Annotated in this window: 20 protein-coding genes and 1 pseudogene; 9 read left to right on the top strand and 12 right to left on the bottom strand. The window is 45.6% G+C overall.

What is annotated here, in order from left to right:
* A pseudogene (locus M3080_RS08415) lies at window positions 1-1022 on the bottom strand (IS256 family transposase); the annotation flags it as partial.
* A 61-nt stretch (window positions 1023-1083) separates the two neighbouring features.
* A complete protein-coding gene (locus tag M3080_RS08410) occupies window positions 1084-1437 on the bottom strand; it encodes a MerR family transcriptional regulator (RefSeq protein ID WP_249092707.1) in 354 nt (117 codons plus the stop codon).
* Window positions 1438-1509: 72 nt separating this feature from the next.
* Here M3080_RS08410 and M3080_RS08405 point away from each other — a divergent pair, with 72 nt between their 5' ends.
* The 3 genes from M3080_RS08405 to M3080_RS08395 all read left to right on the top strand — a co-directional run bounded on the left by M3080_RS08405 (window position 1510) and on the right by M3080_RS08395 (window position 3571).
* The gene (locus M3080_RS08405) at window positions 1510-2295 is read left to right on the top strand and encodes an MBL fold metallo-hydrolase (RefSeq protein WP_022472698.1); all 786 of its coding nucleotides are present in this window, start codon (window positions 1510-1512) and stop codon (window positions 2293-2295) included.
* A 175-nt stretch (window positions 2296-2470) separates the two neighbouring features.
* Window positions 2471-2944, top strand: a complete 474-nt coding sequence (locus tag M3080_RS08400; RefSeq protein WP_249092706.1) for a MerR family transcriptional regulator — start codon at window positions 2471-2473, stop codon at window positions 2942-2944.
* Window positions 2945-2983: 39 nt separating this feature from the next.
* Complete coding sequence (locus M3080_RS08395; RefSeq protein WP_249092705.1) at window positions 2984-3571, top strand: DUF2569 family protein; 588 nt, start codon at window positions 2984-2986, stop codon at window positions 3569-3571.
* Between the two features lie 68 nt (window positions 3572-3639).
* Here the strand turns inward: M3080_RS08395 and M3080_RS08390 are convergent, their stop codons facing one another.
* Window positions 3640-4044 (bottom strand): hypothetical protein, encoded by a 405-nt coding sequence (locus tag M3080_RS08390; RefSeq protein ID WP_249092704.1) that lies wholly within the window; start codon window positions 4042-4044, stop codon window positions 3640-3642.
* Between the two features lie 41 nt (window positions 4045-4085).
* A complete protein-coding gene (locus M3080_RS08385) occupies window positions 4086-5264 on the bottom strand; it encodes an ATP-binding protein (protein ID WP_249092703.1) in 1179 nt (392 codons plus the stop codon).
* Window positions 5265-5383: 119 nt separating this feature from the next.
* Between M3080_RS08385 and dpaL the strand changes: the two genes are divergently transcribed.
* A complete protein-coding gene (gene dpaL, locus M3080_RS08380; protein WP_249092702.1) occupies window positions 5384-6586 on the top strand; it encodes a diaminopropionate ammonia-lyase in 1203 nt (400 codons plus the stop codon).
* A gap of 65 nt (window positions 6587-6651) precedes the next feature.
* Here the strand turns inward: dpaL and M3080_RS08375 are convergent, their stop codons facing one another.
* From M3080_RS08375 to M3080_RS08365, 3 genes are all read right to left on the bottom strand, one after another.
* The gene (locus tag M3080_RS08375; protein WP_249092701.1) at window positions 6652-7389 is read right to left on the bottom strand and encodes an amino acid ABC transporter ATP-binding protein; all 738 of its coding nucleotides are present in this window, start codon (window positions 7387-7389) and stop codon (window positions 6652-6654) included.
* The gene (locus tag M3080_RS08370; protein WP_249092700.1) at window positions 7386-8135 is read right to left on the bottom strand and encodes an amino acid ABC transporter permease; all 750 of its coding nucleotides are present in this window, start codon (window positions 8133-8135) and stop codon (window positions 7386-7388) included. The genes M3080_RS08375 and M3080_RS08370 overlap by 4 nt, the downstream gene beginning before the upstream one ends.
* Before the next feature lie 82 nt (window positions 8136-8217).
* Window positions 8218-9024 (bottom strand): basic amino acid ABC transporter substrate-binding protein, encoded by an 807-nt coding sequence (locus M3080_RS08365; RefSeq protein ID WP_022473421.1) that lies wholly within the window; start codon window positions 9022-9024, stop codon window positions 8218-8220.
* A gap of 368 nt (window positions 9025-9392) precedes the next feature.
* Here M3080_RS08365 and rarD point away from each other — a divergent pair, with 368 nt between their 5' ends.
* Entirely contained in the window at window positions 9393-10310 is a 918-nt protein-coding gene (gene rarD, locus M3080_RS08360) for an EamA family transporter RarD (protein ID WP_249092699.1), read from the top strand.
* A 396-nt stretch (window positions 10311-10706) separates the two neighbouring features.
* Window positions 10707-11765 (top strand): type II asparaginase, encoded by a 1059-nt coding sequence (locus tag M3080_RS08355; protein WP_249092698.1) that lies wholly within the window; start codon window positions 10707-10709, stop codon window positions 11763-11765.
* A 103-nt stretch (window positions 11766-11868) separates the two neighbouring features.
* Here the strand turns inward: M3080_RS08355 and M3080_RS08350 are convergent, their stop codons facing one another.
* Entirely contained in the window at window positions 11869-12399 is a 531-nt protein-coding gene (locus M3080_RS08350) for a chalcone isomerase family protein (protein WP_249092697.1), read from the bottom strand.
* 134 nt (window positions 12400-12533) lie between these two features.
* Here M3080_RS08350 and trhA point away from each other — a divergent pair, with 134 nt between their 5' ends.
* A complete protein-coding gene (gene trhA, locus M3080_RS08345) occupies window positions 12534-13208 on the top strand; it encodes a PAQR family membrane homeostasis protein TrhA (RefSeq protein WP_249092696.1) in 675 nt (224 codons plus the stop codon).
* Window positions 13209-13245: 37 nt separating this feature from the next.
* Here trhA and nrdG read toward each other — a convergent pair whose 3' ends face one another.
* The 4 genes from nrdG to M3080_RS08325 form a co-directional block, all read right to left on the bottom strand.
* On the bottom strand, window positions 13246-13710 hold the full coding sequence (nrdG, locus tag M3080_RS08340; RefSeq protein WP_249092695.1) for an anaerobic ribonucleoside-triphosphate reductase activating protein: 465 nt from the start codon (window positions 13708-13710) through the stop codon (window positions 13246-13248).
* A 12-nt stretch (window positions 13711-13722) separates the two neighbouring features.
* Window positions 13723-15885 carry an anaerobic ribonucleoside-triphosphate reductase gene (gene nrdD / locus M3080_RS08335; protein WP_249092694.1) on the bottom strand — a complete coding sequence of 721 codons (2163 nt, stop codon included), beginning with the start codon at window positions 15883-15885 and terminating at the stop codon, window positions 13723-13725.
* A gap of 529 nt (window positions 15886-16414) precedes the next feature.
* Window positions 16415-16705 carry an integrase core domain-containing protein gene (locus M3080_RS08330; RefSeq protein ID WP_249092693.1) on the bottom strand — a complete coding sequence of 97 codons (291 nt, stop codon included), beginning with the start codon at window positions 16703-16705 and terminating at the stop codon, window positions 16415-16417.
* Between the two features lie 16 nt (window positions 16706-16721).
* Complete coding sequence (locus tag M3080_RS08325) at window positions 16722-17780, bottom strand: isoaspartyl peptidase/L-asparaginase family protein (protein ID WP_249092692.1); 1059 nt, start codon at window positions 17778-17780, stop codon at window positions 16722-16724.
* A gap of 119 nt (window positions 17781-17899) precedes the next feature.
* On the opposite strand from M3080_RS08325, the gene M3080_RS08320 reads away from it, so the two are divergent.
* Together M3080_RS08320 and mutT are read left to right on the top strand one after the other, a co-directional pair.
* A complete protein-coding gene (locus M3080_RS08320) occupies window positions 17900-18622 on the top strand; it encodes a DUF3427 domain-containing protein (RefSeq protein ID WP_249092691.1) in 723 nt (240 codons plus the stop codon).
* A gap of 4 nt (window positions 18623-18626) precedes the next feature.
* Window positions 18627-19016 carry an 8-oxo-dGTP diphosphatase MutT gene (gene mutT / locus M3080_RS08315; protein WP_249092690.1) on the top strand — a complete coding sequence of 130 codons (390 nt, stop codon included), beginning with the start codon at window positions 18627-18629 and terminating at the stop codon, window positions 19014-19016.
* Window positions 19017-19055: the final 39 nt, after the last annotated feature.

Raw genomic sequence — 19055 nt, 5'->3', positions numbered from 1 at the left:
GACCGACTCAATGGCATTGGTTGTATAGATTACCCGACGGATATCCTCAGGATAGCTAAACATCGTGATGAGATGATCCCAATGTCGGCGCCATTGCTCGGCAATCACCGGATACTTATCCTTCCAATCCGCATCAAACTGCTCAAGGGCTTCCAAGGCTTGTTGTTCGGTTGCCGCTTGATAAATCGTACGTAACTGCGCTGCTACACGCTTGTAGTCTTTCCAACTGACAAAACGCAAGCTGTTGCGAACCATATGAACAACGCACAATTGAACCTGTGTGTTTGGATAGACAGCCTCAATGGCCTCAGGGAAGCCTTTCAGACCGTCAATGCAAGCAATCAAAATATCTTCAACACCCCGATTCTTAAGTTCGGTTAAAACCGATAGCCAGAACTTGGCTCCCTCATTTTCTGCCAGCCAAAGACCCAATAGTTCTTTGTTGCCGGATAAATTGATCCCCAACGAGACAAAGATGGCTTTGTTGACCACACGTTGATTGTCACGGACTTTGACAACGATACAGTCCATGAAAACGACCGGATAGACCGCATCCAAGGGACGATTTTGCCACTGGATAACTTCATTGATGACTCGGCCGGTCACATTGCTAATGAGCGTGGCCGACACATCGACGTCGTAAAGTTCCTTAATGGTTTCACTAATTTCACGAGTACTCATCCCTTTGCTGTAAAGGGCGATGATTTGGTCATCGAGCACGCCCGTTCGCGTTTGGCCCTTGGGGACGATTTGCGGTTCGAAACTGCCATCTCGATCTCTTGGAACCGAAATGGCAATCGGTCCCTTCTCGGTCTTTAACGTCTTCTTGCTTGAGCCATTTCGGCTATTGGTGCCACTATGACGCTCATATCGGTCATAGCCAAGATGGGCATCCATTTCGCCTTGTAAGGCTTGCTCAATCAAATGCTTACGCATCTGTTGGATGAAAGGCTCAATTTCATCACTTTTTAACTGTTCGGTTGGAATACTGGCGATTAGGTTTTAAGCTTGTCTTGGTTCATTGGTAAATCCATTTCCTTCACTCCTAAGAGATTAGCAAATATTGGATTTACACAAAGTTATTTACAGTCTCTCTTTTCCCATTCTATTCTTAATCTCCGTCAGATATTTTTCCACTCGATCAAGTTCTTCTCGCTTTTGAACGATTTGCTCAAGATATTCATTGACTCGCTCTAAGAGCCAAGGTGTTCCCAATGTAGGATTATCCCTAAACTGAAGAAACCTCTCGATACATTCCAATTTCATGCCGTTTGTTCGGCAGTCCATAATAAAGCGCAGACGTCTGAGGTCTTTCTCTGTATAAGACCTCTGTCCGCTCATGCTTCGGGCGATATTTGGCAGAACACCTTTTTGTTCATAAAAACGAATGGTTCCAATAGGGCAACCAGTTAATTTAGAAAGCTCTCCAATTTTCATTTCTATCCCTTGAAGCTACAGTAGCTGTAGATTTTATTCTTTCCTCATCTTTTATGAAAAAAAGAGGATGAAATGCTTTTTCAACAAATTCGCAGCGCTACCTCTATTGTCTCTTTTGGAGGAAAACGCTTTCTAATTGATCCGATGTTAGCCCCTGCCAACACCTATCCGATTGTTCCGGATGCACCGGTTTGCGGTCGAGGCAACCCAACCATTGAATTACCATGCCGCCCGGAGGATCTTTTTGATGTAGACGCTTATATCGTGACACACTGGCACTTTGACCATTTCGATGAAGTCGCAATGAGAATTCTGCCGAAGGATATTCCGCTTTTTGCAAAAAATGAGAAAGAGGCACAGGCCAGTCGAGAAGTCGGCTTTACAGACGTTCGGGTTTTAAAGGAAGAAGGGATTGAATTCGAGGGAATAAGCCTCTACAAGACACCTTGTGATCACGGTTCAGGGGATTTGGTTACTGAACATTTCTACCAACTTGTTCAATTAACCGATGAAGCGTGCGGTCTTATCTTTAAATGCAAAAATGAGCCCAAGACATTCTATTTAGCGGGTGACACCATTTATTACCAAGGTGTAGTTAATACGATTAATCGCTTTAATCCGAACGTCATAGCTGTCAATGCGGCTGGAGCCCAAGCTCCGAAAGGTCATGCGTTAATCATGAACGAATATGATGTATGGGCATTAATGAGCGACTTTCCACAATTGGAGGTAATCGCAACCCATGTTGAGGGTGTTTCTCACGCAACAGTTAATCGAAAATTGTTAGCGGATTTTGCCAAAAATAAAGGACTGTCTAAGTTATTTATTCCACAAGACCTTGAAACCTTAGAGTTCTGAAAATAATCTTTAAGTCCGTTTGATTTATAGTCAGATGGACTTATTTAGATATTAAATTAATATCGAAATAATATCAAACAACAATTATTTATTAGATATTCAATTAAATCCCTGTAAAGATTACAAGGTTTATGTTAGAGTTCGGACTGTTTAATTTACTCATCGATTAAGCACCATGCGTATTGGAGAACTGTCCAAATTATCCGGCGTGGCCGTAGAGACCATTCGTTTTTACGAAAACGAGGGACTTATCCCCAAAGCGGCCCGCTCGATGAACAATTACCGTTCTTACACGGAAAGTCACCTTAAGCGTCTGCAGTTTATTCGTCACTGCCGAAGCCTCGATATGAGTTTGGAAGACATCAAGCTTTTAAGTGATGTTGGAGCCAGGCGCAATGAAGAGGCCTGCAAAGTGCAGGAAATTATTTCCCGCCACATGAAAAAGATTGATGAACAAATCAATGCGTTAAAAGAGTTGCGCCAACATTTGGGACTATTGTCCCTATGTTGCCACGGCAATCACGCCAATGGCGAACCCTGCGGCATTATAGAAGGGCTCAATAGTGGCGCCTGTTGTCACAATTGTGAAAACCTCAAAGTCAAACGAACGGTTAAGAAAACGGACTTAACGAAACACACCAATCTCTAATTCATCATGCTCAGTCAATTTTTCACCTTTGAAGTTTTAATGGTTCTCGGAATTTTAGGAATTCTGACCGCTTGCCCAACTTATTTTATTTATGCGATTGCGCGCACCAAACCATCCGCGCGTCCCATTCCATACTTTCCGCATGGCGTGCACGGCTGGCTCCTAGTCTTTGTGGCAACGGTTATTCTCTCCATCATTCTGACAGCCATTGACGCGATAAACGCCGTTAATGTCATGAACCAAGCCGGCGCCATGAATTGGGCGGTCCTTTCTCCCTCCATCGTCATCATCGGCTTGTACATTTACTGCCTTTGGTTAATTGCCCGCAAGCGCGAAGCCTATGTTGTCAAACAAACCATTGTGATTTTGTGGGTGGTGGGGCCGATCTCGTTGATGTTCTTGAGCCTGCTTTTCGGAGCTTCGGTTGATAACGCCACGGTGGTTCGCTCATGCCTTTATGCAGCACTTTGGACGCTTTACTTTTTATTTTCAAAGCGGGTGGCCTGTACCTACGGAACCAAAGCCGTTGACTCTTATGTGCACTTGGCCATTGAAATGGCTGATGCTCAAAAAGCACAAAAAGAACGGGAAGAAAAGGCTGAAAAAGCTAAAAGAGTAAAAAAATAATGGCATAGCCGACAAAAAAGCCTTCCGAGTTAAAATTCAAGCGGAAGGCTTTTTTATAGAAACCGATTTTAGAAGCCGTATTCCTCACGACTGCGTTCAATGGCTTCCTTCTTTGATTCTTCATCAGTATAGAAACCCAGACGGTGATATTCCTGCTTAGGCGCATCCAAATAACCGACACAACGGAAGGTGTAAGTCACCTTGGCGCCGTTGCCTGTTTGATGTCCTGAACGAGACACAGCCTGCAGGGGCTGCATGCCCTGATTTCTTTTACCGCAAAAATCAATCGCTTCTTGGCGAGCGTTGTCGCGGACAATCACTTCTTGTTCAACCCACGGTTGTTGCAGTTGAAGCTCAAAAGTCGAGGAGTCTAATTGCTTCATGCTGCGCTCCGGAATAAATTTTTCGGATGAAGCGCAACCAGCAAGCAGGCTAACGGTCAAAGCTGAAGCAATCAAGGTCAATGTACGCATACCAATTCCTTATTTTTCAAACGAGGATATTGTACCGAGAATTAAAGTGACGAAGCGGCAACGATCGGGTAAGAAGTTGTTTCAACCGAGAGTGTACCGTCAGATACAAAAAGCATGTCCTGGCACGCTCCGCCGATTTTGATAAGCACATCACCGTGGCGAATACTTTCCTTCATTGAGGGTGCTTTTTGGCTTAAAAAAGCAATGGGAAGCCATCCGTTTGAAGATTCTATGGCAAGCTCAACGTGCTTGCGAGCCGTGTCTCGATAAAAGAATAGCGGTGCGCGAACGCCTTTGGTCGCATAGTTTTTGATGATTTCAGCAGCCGTAAAACCGGCAAGCACGCCGTAATAGTTGGCGTGCGCATAGAGCTCTTCACCTGAAGAGCAACCTAAAAGAAAGGTCAAAAGGCCGCTATCGGCATAGGTCAATTTGGATCGTTTCACTTGCCGACGCTCTTTGAGTTTCATTGAGGGGACTTCTAAAAGCACACCGCAATCGAGCAAAAAATCCGTCCAATAGATAGCCGTGGCATAACTGATCCCGGCTTCTTTTGCGTATTTGGAATGATTGAGCTCTTGCATATTGTGCTCGGCCAACACCTTCATGTAGCGGAAAAAGAGAGCGTCTTTATAGGCATGAAGGACATCTCGGACATGATTGGCAAAAAAATCAGCCAGCCAAGACTCATAAAAAGAGGAGGTTGATTGAGCCAAATCGCTGCGAGGTAAAAAACCGTTTCGAATCACATCAAAAAAGCCGGGTTGCGGATAGCTGATGCGAAGCGCAATCGCTTCGTTTCCCCAAAGACACGGTTCTTTTTGAGTGTACTCTCTTTGTGAGAAAGGCAACACACGGTGGCACTTTAAGCCACCGTATTCAATCAACAGATTTTTCTTTTCTATCGGCAAATACCCGACAAACACGATTTGTGAAGAATCGTCGGTTGGCAAAAAGTCCGTCAATTCAGGCGCCTTTTCGATTCCATCGACAATCAATCGTTTGCCATAAACCGAGAAAAAATCCGCCGGCTGGGTTCGAGCGAGATTTCTTGGGTAAATATCATTGAGATCCACATAGGCCAGATCGCTGAAAACCGCTTTGACCAATGAGGTCTTGCCGACGCCGGGCATTCCGCTGATAAGAAACAGACTATGACTTTCACGTTCCCTTTTCAAAACTTCGGTTAACGATCGGACAATATGGGCTGCAATAGGCATTTTTAACTTTCGGTAAAAATTGAAATTATATTTTTATTTTAACAAATGTTCCTGAGCCGTTGACGAAATAAACTTCTCACTCGCATAATGGACAAATAAATAATGAGCGGAGATTAACGATGTCAAACTCAATAAAACTCGCGGCGCTTACCAATCATTCGGCGATCTGTCCGGAAATCGGTCTTTTTAATACACGCTGGGCTGAATTCGTACGGCAATACCACCAAACAATCCCCGGTTATAGTCAGACACCGCTCAGGGCACTTAAGCAATTCAGTCAATCGTTTGATGTCGGAAATGTTTTTGTCAAGGACGAAAGTTTTCGTTTTGGCCTCAATGCCTTTAAAGCGTTAGGCAGCTCCTATTGCATGGCAACACTTTTAGCAGAGCGTCTCGGGTTGCCACTTGGTCAAATGACTTACGAGAAAATGACCACACCGGATGTCAAAAAGCGGCTCGGCACATTAACCTTTGTGACTGCCACCGATGGCAATCATGGCAGGGGAGTGGCATGGAGTGCAAAGACCTTGGGCCACAAAAGTATTGTTCTGATGCCCAAGGGCACCGCCGCAGAGCGCTTGGAGAATATTAAAAAACTTGGAGCAAACGCCTCCATCACAGAATATGAATACGATGACACGGTCAAAATGGCCGCTAATGTGGCTCGCCAGACGGGCGGTGTGTTGGTTCAAGATACTGCATGGGATGGCTATGAAGATATCCCCACCCGCATCATGCAAGGTTACTTGACTTTGGGGCTTGAAATCGTCGAGCAACTAAAGGGCATTACTCCGACGCACATTTTCCTTCAAGCCGGTGTCGGATCTATGGCTGCGGCCGTTGCTGCTTTCTTTGCAAACATCTACGGTGAAAATCGTCCGATTATCACCATTGTGGAACCTCATGGCGCTGATTGCCTTTATCGAACGGCCTGTGCCGATGACGGGGAAATCCATGCCTACGAGGGCGAGTTGCAGTCTATTATGGCCGGACTTTGCTGCGGCATTCCCTGCACCGTAGCCTGGCGACTGCTCAAGCACTGTGCGGATTTCTTTGTTTCGATGCCCGATTTGGTGGCCGCGAATGGAATGCGGATATTAGGGGCACCGTTAGGGGATGATCCCCGAATTATTTCCGGAGAAAGTGGTGCTTCAACCTTTGGTTTAGTGGCTGAAATTCTTCGCAAACCGGAAAACCGTCCTATTAAAGATGCTTTAGGGATTAATGCTCAATCCAATATTGTCTGTATTTCCACGGAAGGAGACACGGATCTGGCCAATTACCGACGTATTGTCTGGGACGGCGCGTACTGTTCGAACTAAGTTGAAAAAATCCCCGTTTCATCAAAATGAAGCGGGGATCAAATTTAAAAATTCAGAAAAAAGAATCAGAGCACGCGTTTTAAGAACGCACGTGTACGGGCTTCTTTCGGATTAACCAAAACTTCCTCAGGCGAGCCTTGCTCGACAATGACGCCACCGTCCATGAAAATGACGCGATCGGCCACTTCACGGGCAAAAGTGATTTCGTGAGTGACAACGATCATCGTCATGCCGTCATCGGCAAGGCTTTTCATGACAGCCAACACTTCACCCACCAATTCCGGATCAAGGGCCGAAGTCGGTTCGTCAAATAAAATCACCTTCGGGTCCATCGCAAGCGTTCGGGCAATGGCCACGCGCTGTTGCTGACCGCCTGACAAGCGAACCGGGTATTGATCGGCTTTATCTGCCAAACCCACACGCTCCAATGTTTCAAGCGCGCGTTTTTGAGCGGCTTCTTTCGATTTGCCGCTCACCACCATTTGGCCCAACATCACATTTTCAATGACGGTCTTGTGCGGCCAGAGGTTAAAGCGCTGAAAGACCATCCCTAAATGTTCACGGACCTTATTGATATTGATTTTGCGGTCGGTAATCTCTTGACCAGCCACTTTAATGGATCCCGAATCCGCATCTTCTAAGGCGTTAATGCAGCGAAGCATCGTGGACTTGCCGGAGCCTGACGGTCCCAACACAACCACTTTTTCCCCACGACGAACCGTAAGATCGATGCCTTTGAGTACTTCGAGCGGTCCGTAATTTTTATGTAAATCGCGAATCTCAACAACCACTTCATCACTCATTTGTCATCTCCTTTACCCAAACGCTTTTCCATTTCACGGATGAGATAGGCCAAGCCCAATGTCATCACCCAGTACATCAAAGAAATGGTGAGATACGGTTCCCAGTAACGTGCCGAAGCACCGGCAACGGTACGGGCTGCGTAGGCCAATTCTGTCAAACCGATGGCAGAAACGAGCGATGAGTCCTTCAAAATGGCAATGGCGTTATTACCTAAAGCGGGCAGCATGCGACGGAAGGCCTGCGGCATGATGATGTGACGCATTGTTTGCCACCAGGTCATACCGATGGATCGCGCGGCTTCCGTTTGACCTTTGTCGAGCGACTGAATACCGGCACGGAAAACCTCACTCATGTAGGCGCCGGCATTTAAGGTAATCGCAAAAAAGCCTGCGATAAAAGCACCATAGTCACTGCGAAGCTCACGAGCAAGTGCTCCGTCAATGATGAGGCCGTCGACCGGATGAATAAAGATCGGTAAAACGGCGAAATACATCAAGAAAATCTGAACGAAAAGGGGAGTGCCGCGGAAAAAGCTCACCCAAATGGTCACAGGCCAACGAACGCCGTAATAAAGAATTGTCTTCCAGGGATCATGCCGGGCACTGGCCATACGGGCCATGCCGAGAATCATCCCGAGAATAATGCCGAAAAACACACATCCGATGGTGAGTTCAATTGTGATCTCTGCGCCTTCAACGAACAGCGGCCAGTACTCAGCCAATACGTCTAAACGAAAACCACCCATTTATTCTTACCTCTTTTATCCGAAAAACCCGACAACGCTTTTATAAACGCTGTCGGGAACTTTTCTTTAACGTTTTTATGAATTACTTAATCGGCAATTGAGGAACGGGGGTGTTTTCACCGAACCACTTCTTGTAAACCTTGGCATAGGCACCCGATTCAATCGTCTTCTTCAAACCGGCGTTGATTTGATCGAGCAATTCTTTGTTGCCCTTACGGACGGCAATACCGAAGTATTGATCTTCAAAGCTCGGATCACGAGTCATATTGAATTGCTTATCCGGGTTTTGAGCAGCGTAGTAAGCAAAGACACCGACGTCACCGATCGCGGCGTCAACACCACCGGCGGAGAGTTCTTCCAAAGCCAACGGCGTATTGTCAAAGCGCTTAATGTTCTTGCTGGCTTTACCGAAAACCTTGGTGGCTGCAATGTCGCCTGCGGAATTAGCCACCACGGACACGTTCTTGCCCTTCAAATCGTTGATCGAATTGATCTTCAAATTCTTTTGCGTCAGAATCAATTGGTGGGCGGCGAAATAGGGCAGTGAGAAATCAACCGCTTCCTGACGTTGCGGCGTAATCGTGATGCCGCTCATGATCATGTCACGGTCACCGTTTTTGACGGATTCGAAAATCACGCCAAAGAGCGTGTTAATGAATTCCACCTTAAAGCCTTGGGCCTTGGCGATTTCTTTCATCAAGTCAATATCAAAACCCACGATTTCTTTGTTGGGGGTTTGGAATTCAAACGGACGGTACGTCGCACCGGTACCGACCGTGTAAGTCGGCACTTCTTTGGCGGAAGTGGTTTGGTCAGCCATCGCTCCGCAAGAAAAACCAGCGCAAGCAAGAGCAATCGAAGCAGAAACGATTAAGTGTTTAAAGGACATGTTGAACTCCGGTATCTAGTGTTTTATTCATTGGGAAAATTGCTTTTCCTTTTTCGTTAAATTATGGTGATTTTCCTTTCACAGACAAGAAGAATTTTTTCAAAGAGATCAAAAAGTTAAGCACTCTTACTTAGACGAAAAAATGAAAACAAAAGACAACTTTTTGTCGACATTTTTGATGATTTTGGCGGTAAAACAAAAAGCTTATAAAAATGAATAAGTTAAGAGAAAGCGAGTAATGACTGTTTTCTAATAATCGACAAATGTAGGACTTAAATCAGAAAAATCTGGTCGGGTTAAAAGGAAAATTCACGCTTGATAAAAGTGGAGTAGACTGCAAGCGTTTTTTAACAACTTTGGCTCGATTAATGACTTCCAACGACTCACAAAATAAAGGATTGACACTTGGGATTTTGAGCGCCCTCGGTGCCTATTGCATTTGGGGGATGATTGCGCTTTATTGGAAGTTACTGACTGAGGCCGATGATGTAGAAATTCTTGCCCACCGTATTGTTTGGTCTTTAGTATTTGTGATCGGTCTTCTGATCGTAAAACATCAGTTGGGATCAACGCTTCGTTTATTAAAAAATCTATTCACCGCCCCTAAAGAAAATCACACATTGCTTTTGGTGTTGGCCACCGTTTTTGCTTCCGCCAATTGGTTGGTCAATATTGTCGGCGTCACGGCCGAACGGGTAGTGGAATTAAGCTTAGGCACCTTTCTTACCCCATTGGCGACCATGGCAATCGGTGTTGTGGTGTTTTCCGAAAAGATTTCAAAACTCAGAATGGCCGCCATTGCTCTTGCCGCAATCGGCGTTGCGGTTTTAATTACCGGTCTTGATCGCTTTCCCTGGATTGCTATCTTGGTGTCTTCTACTTGGGCGACCTACGGAGCTTTAAAGAAAAAGATTGTGATTGAGCCGCTTAAAAGTGTCGCGATTGAACACATTCTGATGGTCGGTCCTGCTTTGGCTTACCTTTTAAGTTCTCAAGGCTATTACCTAACGCATTTTGCAGAGGGGTTTAACGGGCATCTCAGCTGGGCACTGATGGGCACGGGGATTGTCACCTCGGTCCCTATGATTTTCTTTTCCTTTGCCGCCCAAAGACTGCCCATGACTGTTTTAGGCATCATTCAGTTTTTAAGTCCGGTCTTAACGTTCCTGCTCGGGCTCTTTGTCTTCAAAGAACAGGTGACAACGGCTGAGTTCGTTGCTCTAGGCTGTATTCTCTGTGCGGTAGGTCTCTATATTCTAGGCAATCGCCGTACGCGGGCGACTTAAAACGTTCTATGCACCTCCATGCAACCCAAGATATAGTCGATCAAGTTGTCCAAGAGCCTCAGCTCGTTATTTTTCTGACAGCAATGACTCATGTATTTGAGCTTGCGAAACATTGATCTACTCAGATCATTTCACGGTCTTTTAGCCAAGCTTTTATATCAGCTAGCACCTGAATTCATAACCAACGACCGCTATGCGACGACCCACGTTCACGTTTTCAGTATTGCGTTTATATTCAAACCTTACATCACAATCTTGAGATTTCTCCTGTTTTTTCTAAATACTCGTGCTTGATGTAGGTGTTTTCCCACCTTGTATCTAAGTAAAACTTCTTACACAATATCTACCGACCAGAGTTTACTCTGCACGTCATTTCGAAAATTGAGGAGTTTTAAAATGAAAAAGACCTTGCTTGCGGCCGCCCTGGCCTTATCTCTCGCAGGCAGCGCCCTTGCCGCTCAATTACCTAACGTTGCCATTTTGGCTACAGGCGGCACGATTGCCGGTACCGCTGGTTCCAGCACCCAGGTGACTGGATACAAGGCCGGTGACCTTGCCATTCAAACCTTGATTGATGCCGTTCCCGCCATCAAAGACTTTGCCAATGTCTCCGGCGAACAAATCGTCAAGATCAGCTCCAATAACATGACCGATGACGTGCTCTTGAAGCTCGCCAAGCGTTGCAACGAATTGTTGGCTGATCCGAAGATTGCCGGTATTGTGATTACGCACGGCACCGATACGCTTGAAGAAACCGCCTACTTCTTGAACCTCACGGTTAAGAGCAAGAAACCTGTGGTGCTCGTGGGCTCCATGCGTCCCGCTACGGCCATCTCCGCTGACGGCCCGATGAATCTTTTAAATGCCGTGAAGCTCGCTGCTGACCCGAATGCACAAGACCGCGGTGTTTTGATTGCCTTAAACGACCAAATTAATGCTGCACGTGAAGGCACGAAGACCAATACAACTAACGTGGATACCTTCCAGGCTCCGACCTTGGGTCTTTTAGGTTACGTTGCCGGCGGTCAAAACTATTTCTTGCGTGACACAACGATGAAGCACACGCACGAAACAGAATTCGATGTAAGCAAGCTCGATAAGCTTCCGCGTGTTGACATTGTTTACTCTCACGCCAATGATGACTCCGTCTTAGTGGACGCCGCTGTTAAGGCCGGTGCCAAGGGCATCATCTCCGCCGGTTCCGGTAACGGCTCCATCCATAAGGACACGGAAGTGGGCTTGGCTAACGCTGTGAAGAAGGGTGTTGTGGTTGTGCGCTCCAGCCGTACTGGCAGTGGCATCGTCACCCCCACGGGTCCCGATGACAAGTACACCAAGGCTGGTTTCTTAAACGGCTACTCCTTGAATCCGCAAAAGGCTCGTTTGCTCTTGCAATTGGCTTTGACGAAGACGGATGATCCGAAGAAGATTCAAGAAATGTTCACAAAATACTAGAGACTTACTAGTGAAGTATTAATGAACGGCTTGAATAGTCTCTGACTATTCCGTCAAAAGCTCCGAAGTTGACAAAATTTCGGAGCTTTTTTAAATTAAATTATTACTTCAAAAGATCGGCTTTTAACTTGGTATCAATGGGCTTGGCGCCAAGCCAGATTTTTAAAACAGCTTGATAAAGTTTAAGACCGCCGATTTTTTCACCAATCAACTTTCCGTTGACACTGACGCTCGTTGCATGCTTATCAGAGAAATCAAAATCCACTTGATCGCCTTTTTTAACATCGCCGATTAAATTCATCACAGCAATTAAAGATTGCAATTCCGTTTTGAGTTCTTCTCTTTCTATTTCGGTCGTATTATCCGCGATCCCATCTTTGAGCGCATCAACAAAGTCGGCCGCATCCACATCGCGTTCCAACACCAAGCGGACACTCTTCGGTCCCTTCATGGTAATCACTGTATTCGCATCATTGGACTTTTGACTCAAATAAAGGCCAGCAGAATAAACATCAACAAAAAAGATCTCGCGCAGACCGGCGCCGTTTAAAACGAGTTCCGCACCTTCTTTTGTTAATTTTTCCGCAAATTGGCTGGAGCCCACTTGAACGGCGGCCATAGCAGAACCTGCCATCAAACAACAAGAAATCGAAATTAAAAGCTTTTTCATGGTCGAATTGAAATGAGTTGATACAAAGTCGTGATTTTAGACATGTTTTAATTTAAAAGGTCTGACCTAAAATCGGTAAAAAAGAGGGGAGGTATGTCATGGTTATTTCCGTACATGCGACCGATCATACCAGGCGTTATACAACAGGCGAAGAGATTGCCAATGCTGTTACGCATGGTATTGCGGCTTTAATGAGCATCGCCGGTTTAGCAATTTTAGTCGGCTTTGCTGTTGCCTACTCGGGCTCACCAACGGTCATTACCGCAGTCAGCGTATTTGGCGCAAGCATGATCTTTCTATACGTTGCCTCGACGCTTTATCACGCCATTCCCAATCCTAAAGCCAAACGAATCCTGCAACGGCTTGACCATTCAATGATTTATGTCCTGATTGCCGGCAGCTACACACCGTTTTGTTTAGTAACGCTTGAAGGAGTAACAGGTATTGCTCTTTGTATTGCGGTTTGGGCGATTGCGCTCGCCGGTATCGCATTACAAGGTGTTTTAATCAAAAAGAGTAAATGGCTTAATTCGCTTTTGTACCTGGCGATGGGCTGGTTAGTTATTCTGGTCATTGAGCCATTGATAGAAAATCTTGCAAACGGGGGATTGTGGTTGTTGACCGCTGGTGGCTTATCATATAGTCTTGGCGTGATCTTTTACATCTGGAAATCGATTCCCTATAGTCACGCAATATGGCACGTTTTTGTTTTTGCCGGCACTGCTCTACAGTTTCTTGCAGTATTACTGTACGTTATTCCTGTATTTCACTAATAAGAAATAATTAGGCCCGCAACAGCGGGCCGTGATTTTATTGAGCCAGATGAATCGGAATCACTCTTTGGTTTGTGCTCCCGAAATATTGTCCTTGTTCTTTCACTTTAAGTTTTTCAACGTAAGGACCATCAACCAATGTGTCAATGTAGTCCATGATTTCACGGTCTTTAAAGTGCTCATATTTGCGTCCTGTCCAAACCCAAATAGTCTTATCCGGGCAGGCTTGGCGAACTCGTTTGCACAATTGTGTGACAGGACCGATATTTTGCTCTTCAAACGGGTCTCCGCCTAAAACGCTCAAACCTGACATGTAAGGGCGCTTAAGTAACTCAATGATGCGCTCAATGGTTTTCTCGTTGAAATCGTCTCCGGCGTCAAAGTCCCAAGACTCAGGATTAAAACAGCCCTTGCAGTGCAGGGTGCAGCCCGAGACAAAAAGCGAAACTCGAACACCAGGGCCGTTCGTTGTATCAAATTCACGTAATTGAGCGTACTTCATTGACAAGCCTCACTACATCGACACACGGCGCTTGATTTCAGCCATTTTGCCATCGTTCATACGCGATTGACCGTTCACATTGCTGTAACCCAAGTAACCACAGACACGACTGATGACTGACAAGTTGTCGCTGCCGCAGTGCGGACACTTGAACATGACGTTCGTCGAGTGCTTGCCGCAATTATTGCAGTAAGCTGCGTCAAAATTAACACCTTGATAGAAGCCCATGTCCATGCCGCGTTCAATGATCGCCTTGTCAGCTTCGAAGTTTTCAGGGTTCGTTAAGCGGACATATTGAATATGGCCGCCTTCACACAAGTGGAAGCACTTGAATTCATGGTCTTGCTTTTCAAACGGAGAAATATCTTCCGTAACATTCAAGTGGAACGAATTCGTGAAGTATTCGGTACTGTAGTGTTCAGCCGTTGCAAATTCATTGACCAAGCCCATTTCCTTGCAGTAGTCGTCATACTGACGAGCCTGGGTGGCGCAAAGGCTCTCCGCGGGCGTACCGTAAATGGCATAAAGATAATGATCTTCAGCCTTGAATTCATTTAACTTTTGTTGCAAGTAACGCAACACTTGAACAGCAAATGCAGAATTATCTTCAATCATACGTTTGCCGGTCCAAAGATAAGTTGCATCATCCAATGCAGTGATACCGAAACTGGCCGTCATGTAATCGACCAAGTCACCGACACGGTCATCGGGATCCTTCGTACCCTTGTAGAAGCCGCCTTGCGTAAAGGCCAAGGGGTTGGAAGAGCAACGTTGGTTGCGAATCACATCGTAGCGCTTCTTTAAGAAGTCACGAATCACCTGCAGGCGATCGTCGAGCAAATCCCAGAACTTTTCTCGCCAATCCAAGGGATGCTCGGTCATGGCCACCTTGATCATCAAGGGGATGTTCAAGCTCACAGCACCGATATTGCAGCGGCCGATTGTGACATATTTGCCGGTTTCCGGATCCTTCCACGGAGAGAGGTAAGCGCGGCAACCCATGGGGCTCGTGATGACGCCTTCTTCTTTGAAAAGACGGGAGACCGTGCCGTACTCACTTGAAATGCTAAGGTAGTCCGGATACATGCAGGTCGAGGAAGTCTTAACGGCTTCGTCGAAAAGCTGCGCGCTGTGCAAATCACCGTGCACTTGCTTCTTATCGTAGAGATAAACCAACTTCGGAAAGACCACGGGCTTGTGGTCGGGACCGTGGCCGTTTCTGCGCACACGCAGCATAACGGAATTGATGAGACACAAGAGGCGCTTGTCATCCTCGGGCAAAGAGACATCCCATTGACCGAAAGAAATCGTGGTGAATGCAAAGTCGCCGCGGCTGCAGGGCACCGTGTTTAACTTCAATTCGAGAGACTGGAAGCCTTGCTCCAACTCGCGAAGCAAAATCTTATCGGCGTAGTGACGGGCAACGTCTTCATTCAAAGCCAATTCATTTTTTGCTTCACTGAAAGCTTTGTTCCAGGTCTTGTGAGCGTAGGGCAGGAGAACCTTATCCAATTCAGCTAAAGTAAAACCACCGAATTGCTGTGCCGTGGCCACGAGCGTGATGTCGCCGATCACCTGCAGGGCAGAAAGCACCGTCTTCGGTTCCGTGTATTGAACGTTAGACATTTCAAAGCCGCCCTGAAGGACCGTCTTAATATCAAACAAACAGCAGTTCACACAGCCCAAGATCATGTCGCGCAGGTCATGGATGTAAATGTCACCGCGTTCGATCAATTCTTTTTCTTTGGCAGACAGATAGAACTGTTTATAAAGGCTCTTTGTCAAATAACCCTTGATCAAAGAACCCTTGGTGGACACCAAGGAGCTGTCAAAGTTAGCATTTTCGCGATCGCCCAAACGAAGGACATCGTCGGCGTCTTGACGCAACTTTTCAAAAGTCTTGGCGTAATTGGTTTTGTAATAGCGGTACTCGGCGTATGACTTGGCGACGTCTTCAAAACCGGTCACCGACAACACGGCAATGACAAGCTCATGAAGTTCAGCGACGGTCACCTGGTCGCGGTCTTTGATACGACGGAGGATGGCTTCAACGATTTTGTGACAAGAAGGCTCGTCAACGGTTTTATCGCAACGCATGGCGGCCTTATTGACCGCGATAGAGATCTTTTGCGGGTTGAAGTCTTCAAGTGACTGATCTTTTTTTACAACTTTCATGGCACATCCTCTGACGGTCAAATGACGTCAACTCTTATTTTTTAATAGGGAACGAGGGAGTCATTTTAATCACTATCAATTGAATTTCAAATAGTAAAAACTACTATCTTTTGGATGTAAAATTCATATTGACACAAGATATTGGTTGCTAAAAAAGTATTATTTTTGAAAACTGAATGTGATCAATAAGTTAGGCAATTAGCATTAGTGTTTTTTAAAAGTGTAACTATCCGTCTTTTTAGTTCTTTTCTATAGCTTCAATAGTCAGTGTAATTAAATTTTTATTCTCTAAAAGAGATTGTCCGATATACACTGCATACAGTAGATACCGTTAAATTTATAGATGAACCCATTGGCAGTACGTGCGGTTTGTGTCTTCTGTTTCATTCAAAAGCGTCTCAAATGAGGCTGTAAATGCGATTTAGAGTTACTGTACTGACTGCCTTTCTTTCTATTGACATTGGTCCTACAACTGGATTGGAACCCGGGAGGCAGGACAGCCTCTGTGACTTAGGAATGGCCCTCCAGTTTAGCAAACATTTTCCAAGCGTTCTTCCGAGTTGCTAAGCATGAAGCCTGTAATTAAACAAATTGGGTCATCTAGTTTAGTTTGGGGCTCTATTAAGCCTTTCTTTTCTCTAAATTCCACCGGTGATAGGTAGCCTAAAGCAGAATGCGGATGCTCTTCGTTATAAAGCTTCACAACATCTGGCAAGCTACTTAATGCCGTTTCAGCACTTTCAAGCTCTATAAACGGTAGATAATCCCGTTTGAGTGTTTTAACATCAAGAAAAAACCGCTCGGGTTTCGAGCGGTTCAAAGGAGTCTAGAGCGCCTTATTTTGCTTTGTACTCACGCAATTTTTCCGTGCCGTACATCGCGGTCATGGCTTTCCCATCCGGACCGATGGTGCCGCGGTGCATACCGGCGGAATTCATCGGGAAGGCGTACTGACCCTTGCGATCCAAGATAATCAAGCCACCGGTGCCGCCGATGGCGCCGACATCCTTAATGGCCGCTTCGCCGGCTTTTTGCACATCAGGACCCTCGTACTTGTAGTGTACGGAAACGTTGTAAGCGGCAGAAGTACGGATAAACATTTCACCAGAACCGGTTGCGGAAACAGCCACCGTGTCGTTGTTGGCATAGGTGCCGGCACCGATGATGGGGCTATCGCCGATACGACCGAAACGCTTGTTGGTCATGCCGCCTGTGGAGGTGGCAGCAGCGAGGTTGCCGTGTTTATCCAGCGCAACTGCGCCGACCGTTCCGAATTTGTAGTCGTACATCAAAGGATCGATGTAGAGCTCGGCATTGGAAGTTTTCTTGGCGCCGTCGTGATCCAACAGGATTTGTTCTTTTTCTTGAGCTTTTTTCAACTGATCATAGCGATGTTGGGTGAAGAACCACTTGGGATCGACGATTTCGGCACCATTGGCCGCACAGAATTTTTCTGCGCCTTTTGAAGCCATCATGACATGGGGCGATTTGGTGCGAACCAAGTCAGCGCAATTCACCGGATGCTTGACGTTGGTCACGCCGGCAACAGCGCCTGCTGTCAACGTCTTGCCGTCCATGATGGAGGCATCCAACTCGTTTTTCCCTTCATTGGTGAAAACGGCACCGCGACCGGCGTTGAAAATGGGATTGAGTTCCATTTGGTTGATAGCAGCCTTTACCGCTTCGACGGAAGTGCCACCGCGATTGAGCACTTCATAGCCTGCTTTCAAAGCCGCCTGCAGACCTTCGTGATAGGCCTTTTCTTCTTCAGGTGAAAAACGGCCTTCGACGATATTGCCGGCGCCGCCGTGAATGACTAAGCGGAAATCATCGGCAGCCAAAGCCGTGCCGCTAAGCGCAAGTCCAAGAGATAGTGCAACGAGTGTTTTGCGCATTGCTGTATCCTTTCTGAAAGATGCGTTAAAACGAGCTTTGAGTATATCCAATCAGCCATTAAACACTTTGTTAATGTCGCTTTGTGCCGTTAGTTCATGTCAATGAATGACGAAAAACAATGGGAATATTTACTAGCTCTGAATACAAGATAATCAATTTAACCAAACAACTATCAGGCACATTTAATTCTCAAAAATTAAAAAATCTTGCTTTTATCCATCAAAATGCTAATGGTAGCTATTCGATTGATCCGTACCTAGTTCAATCTATTCAATCAAATCTCGCATTTAGAAATCTATTGACAGAGACCATTGAGTTTGGTTTAAAACAAAATCAAATACAATACGCAAATCGCTATAAAGAAACAGATTTTGTTTTATATCAAAAATACACCTATGATGAGGTTCAACGTCTTTTAGGGTGGACTCGCAATTTAAATGCTCAAAATATTGGCGGATACTTCTACGACGCAGAAACTAAGACACTTCCTGTCTTTATTAACTACGTTAAAGAAGAGAACGCTATTGCATATGAAGACCGATTCATTTCTCCGGATGAACTCATTGCATTATCTAAGCACCCGAGAAAAGCGAGTTCGACAGACGCTGACCATATGTTTAAGCGTACCGAAGCCGATCGGAACAACAAAATTTATCTTTTTGTGAGAAAAAATAAAGACGACAAAGAAACTAAAGAATTTTATTTCTTCGGAGAAATAAACGCACATGGAAATCCGACAGAGGTTAGAATGCCGGAGTCCAACGATACGGCTTTTGAGATTCAATACAAACTTGAAACGCCAGTTCGTGCAGACATTTTTGAATATATTACTGCAGGGTAAATGAATGAAAACGATTGAAGTCGTCGCTGCAATCATTAAACACGATGATCAAATTTTCGCCACTCAACGCGGGTACGGTGAATTTGAAGGCGGTTGGGAGTTTCCCGGCGGCAAGATGGAAGCAGGGGAGACACCTCAAAAAGCGCTAGTTCGCGAAATTAAAGAAGAACTTGAAACAGATATCGAGGTAGGAGATCTCATTGATACCGTGGAGTATGACTACCCGAAGTTTCACTTGAAGATGCACTGCTTCATCTGTTCCATTAAGCACGGCGATCTTGTTCTCAAGGAGCATGAAGACGCCAAATGGTTAACAATCGATACTTTAGACACAGTGAACTGGTTACCGGCGGATCTCTCCCTTATCGAAAAACTCAAGTGTTACTTAAAGTAATTGCCGGAAGCTATAACTTATTGAGAATTCATATTTTTT

This window comes from Parasutterella secunda, from assembly GCF_023336895.1.
In the GTDB taxonomy this organism is placed as follows: Bacteria; Pseudomonadota; Gammaproteobacteria; order Burkholderiales; family Burkholderiaceae_F; genus Aphodousia; species Aphodousia faecalis.
The sequence above is the reverse complement of the archived record's forward strand: the minus strand, read 5'-3'. Positions and strand labels throughout refer to the sequence as shown.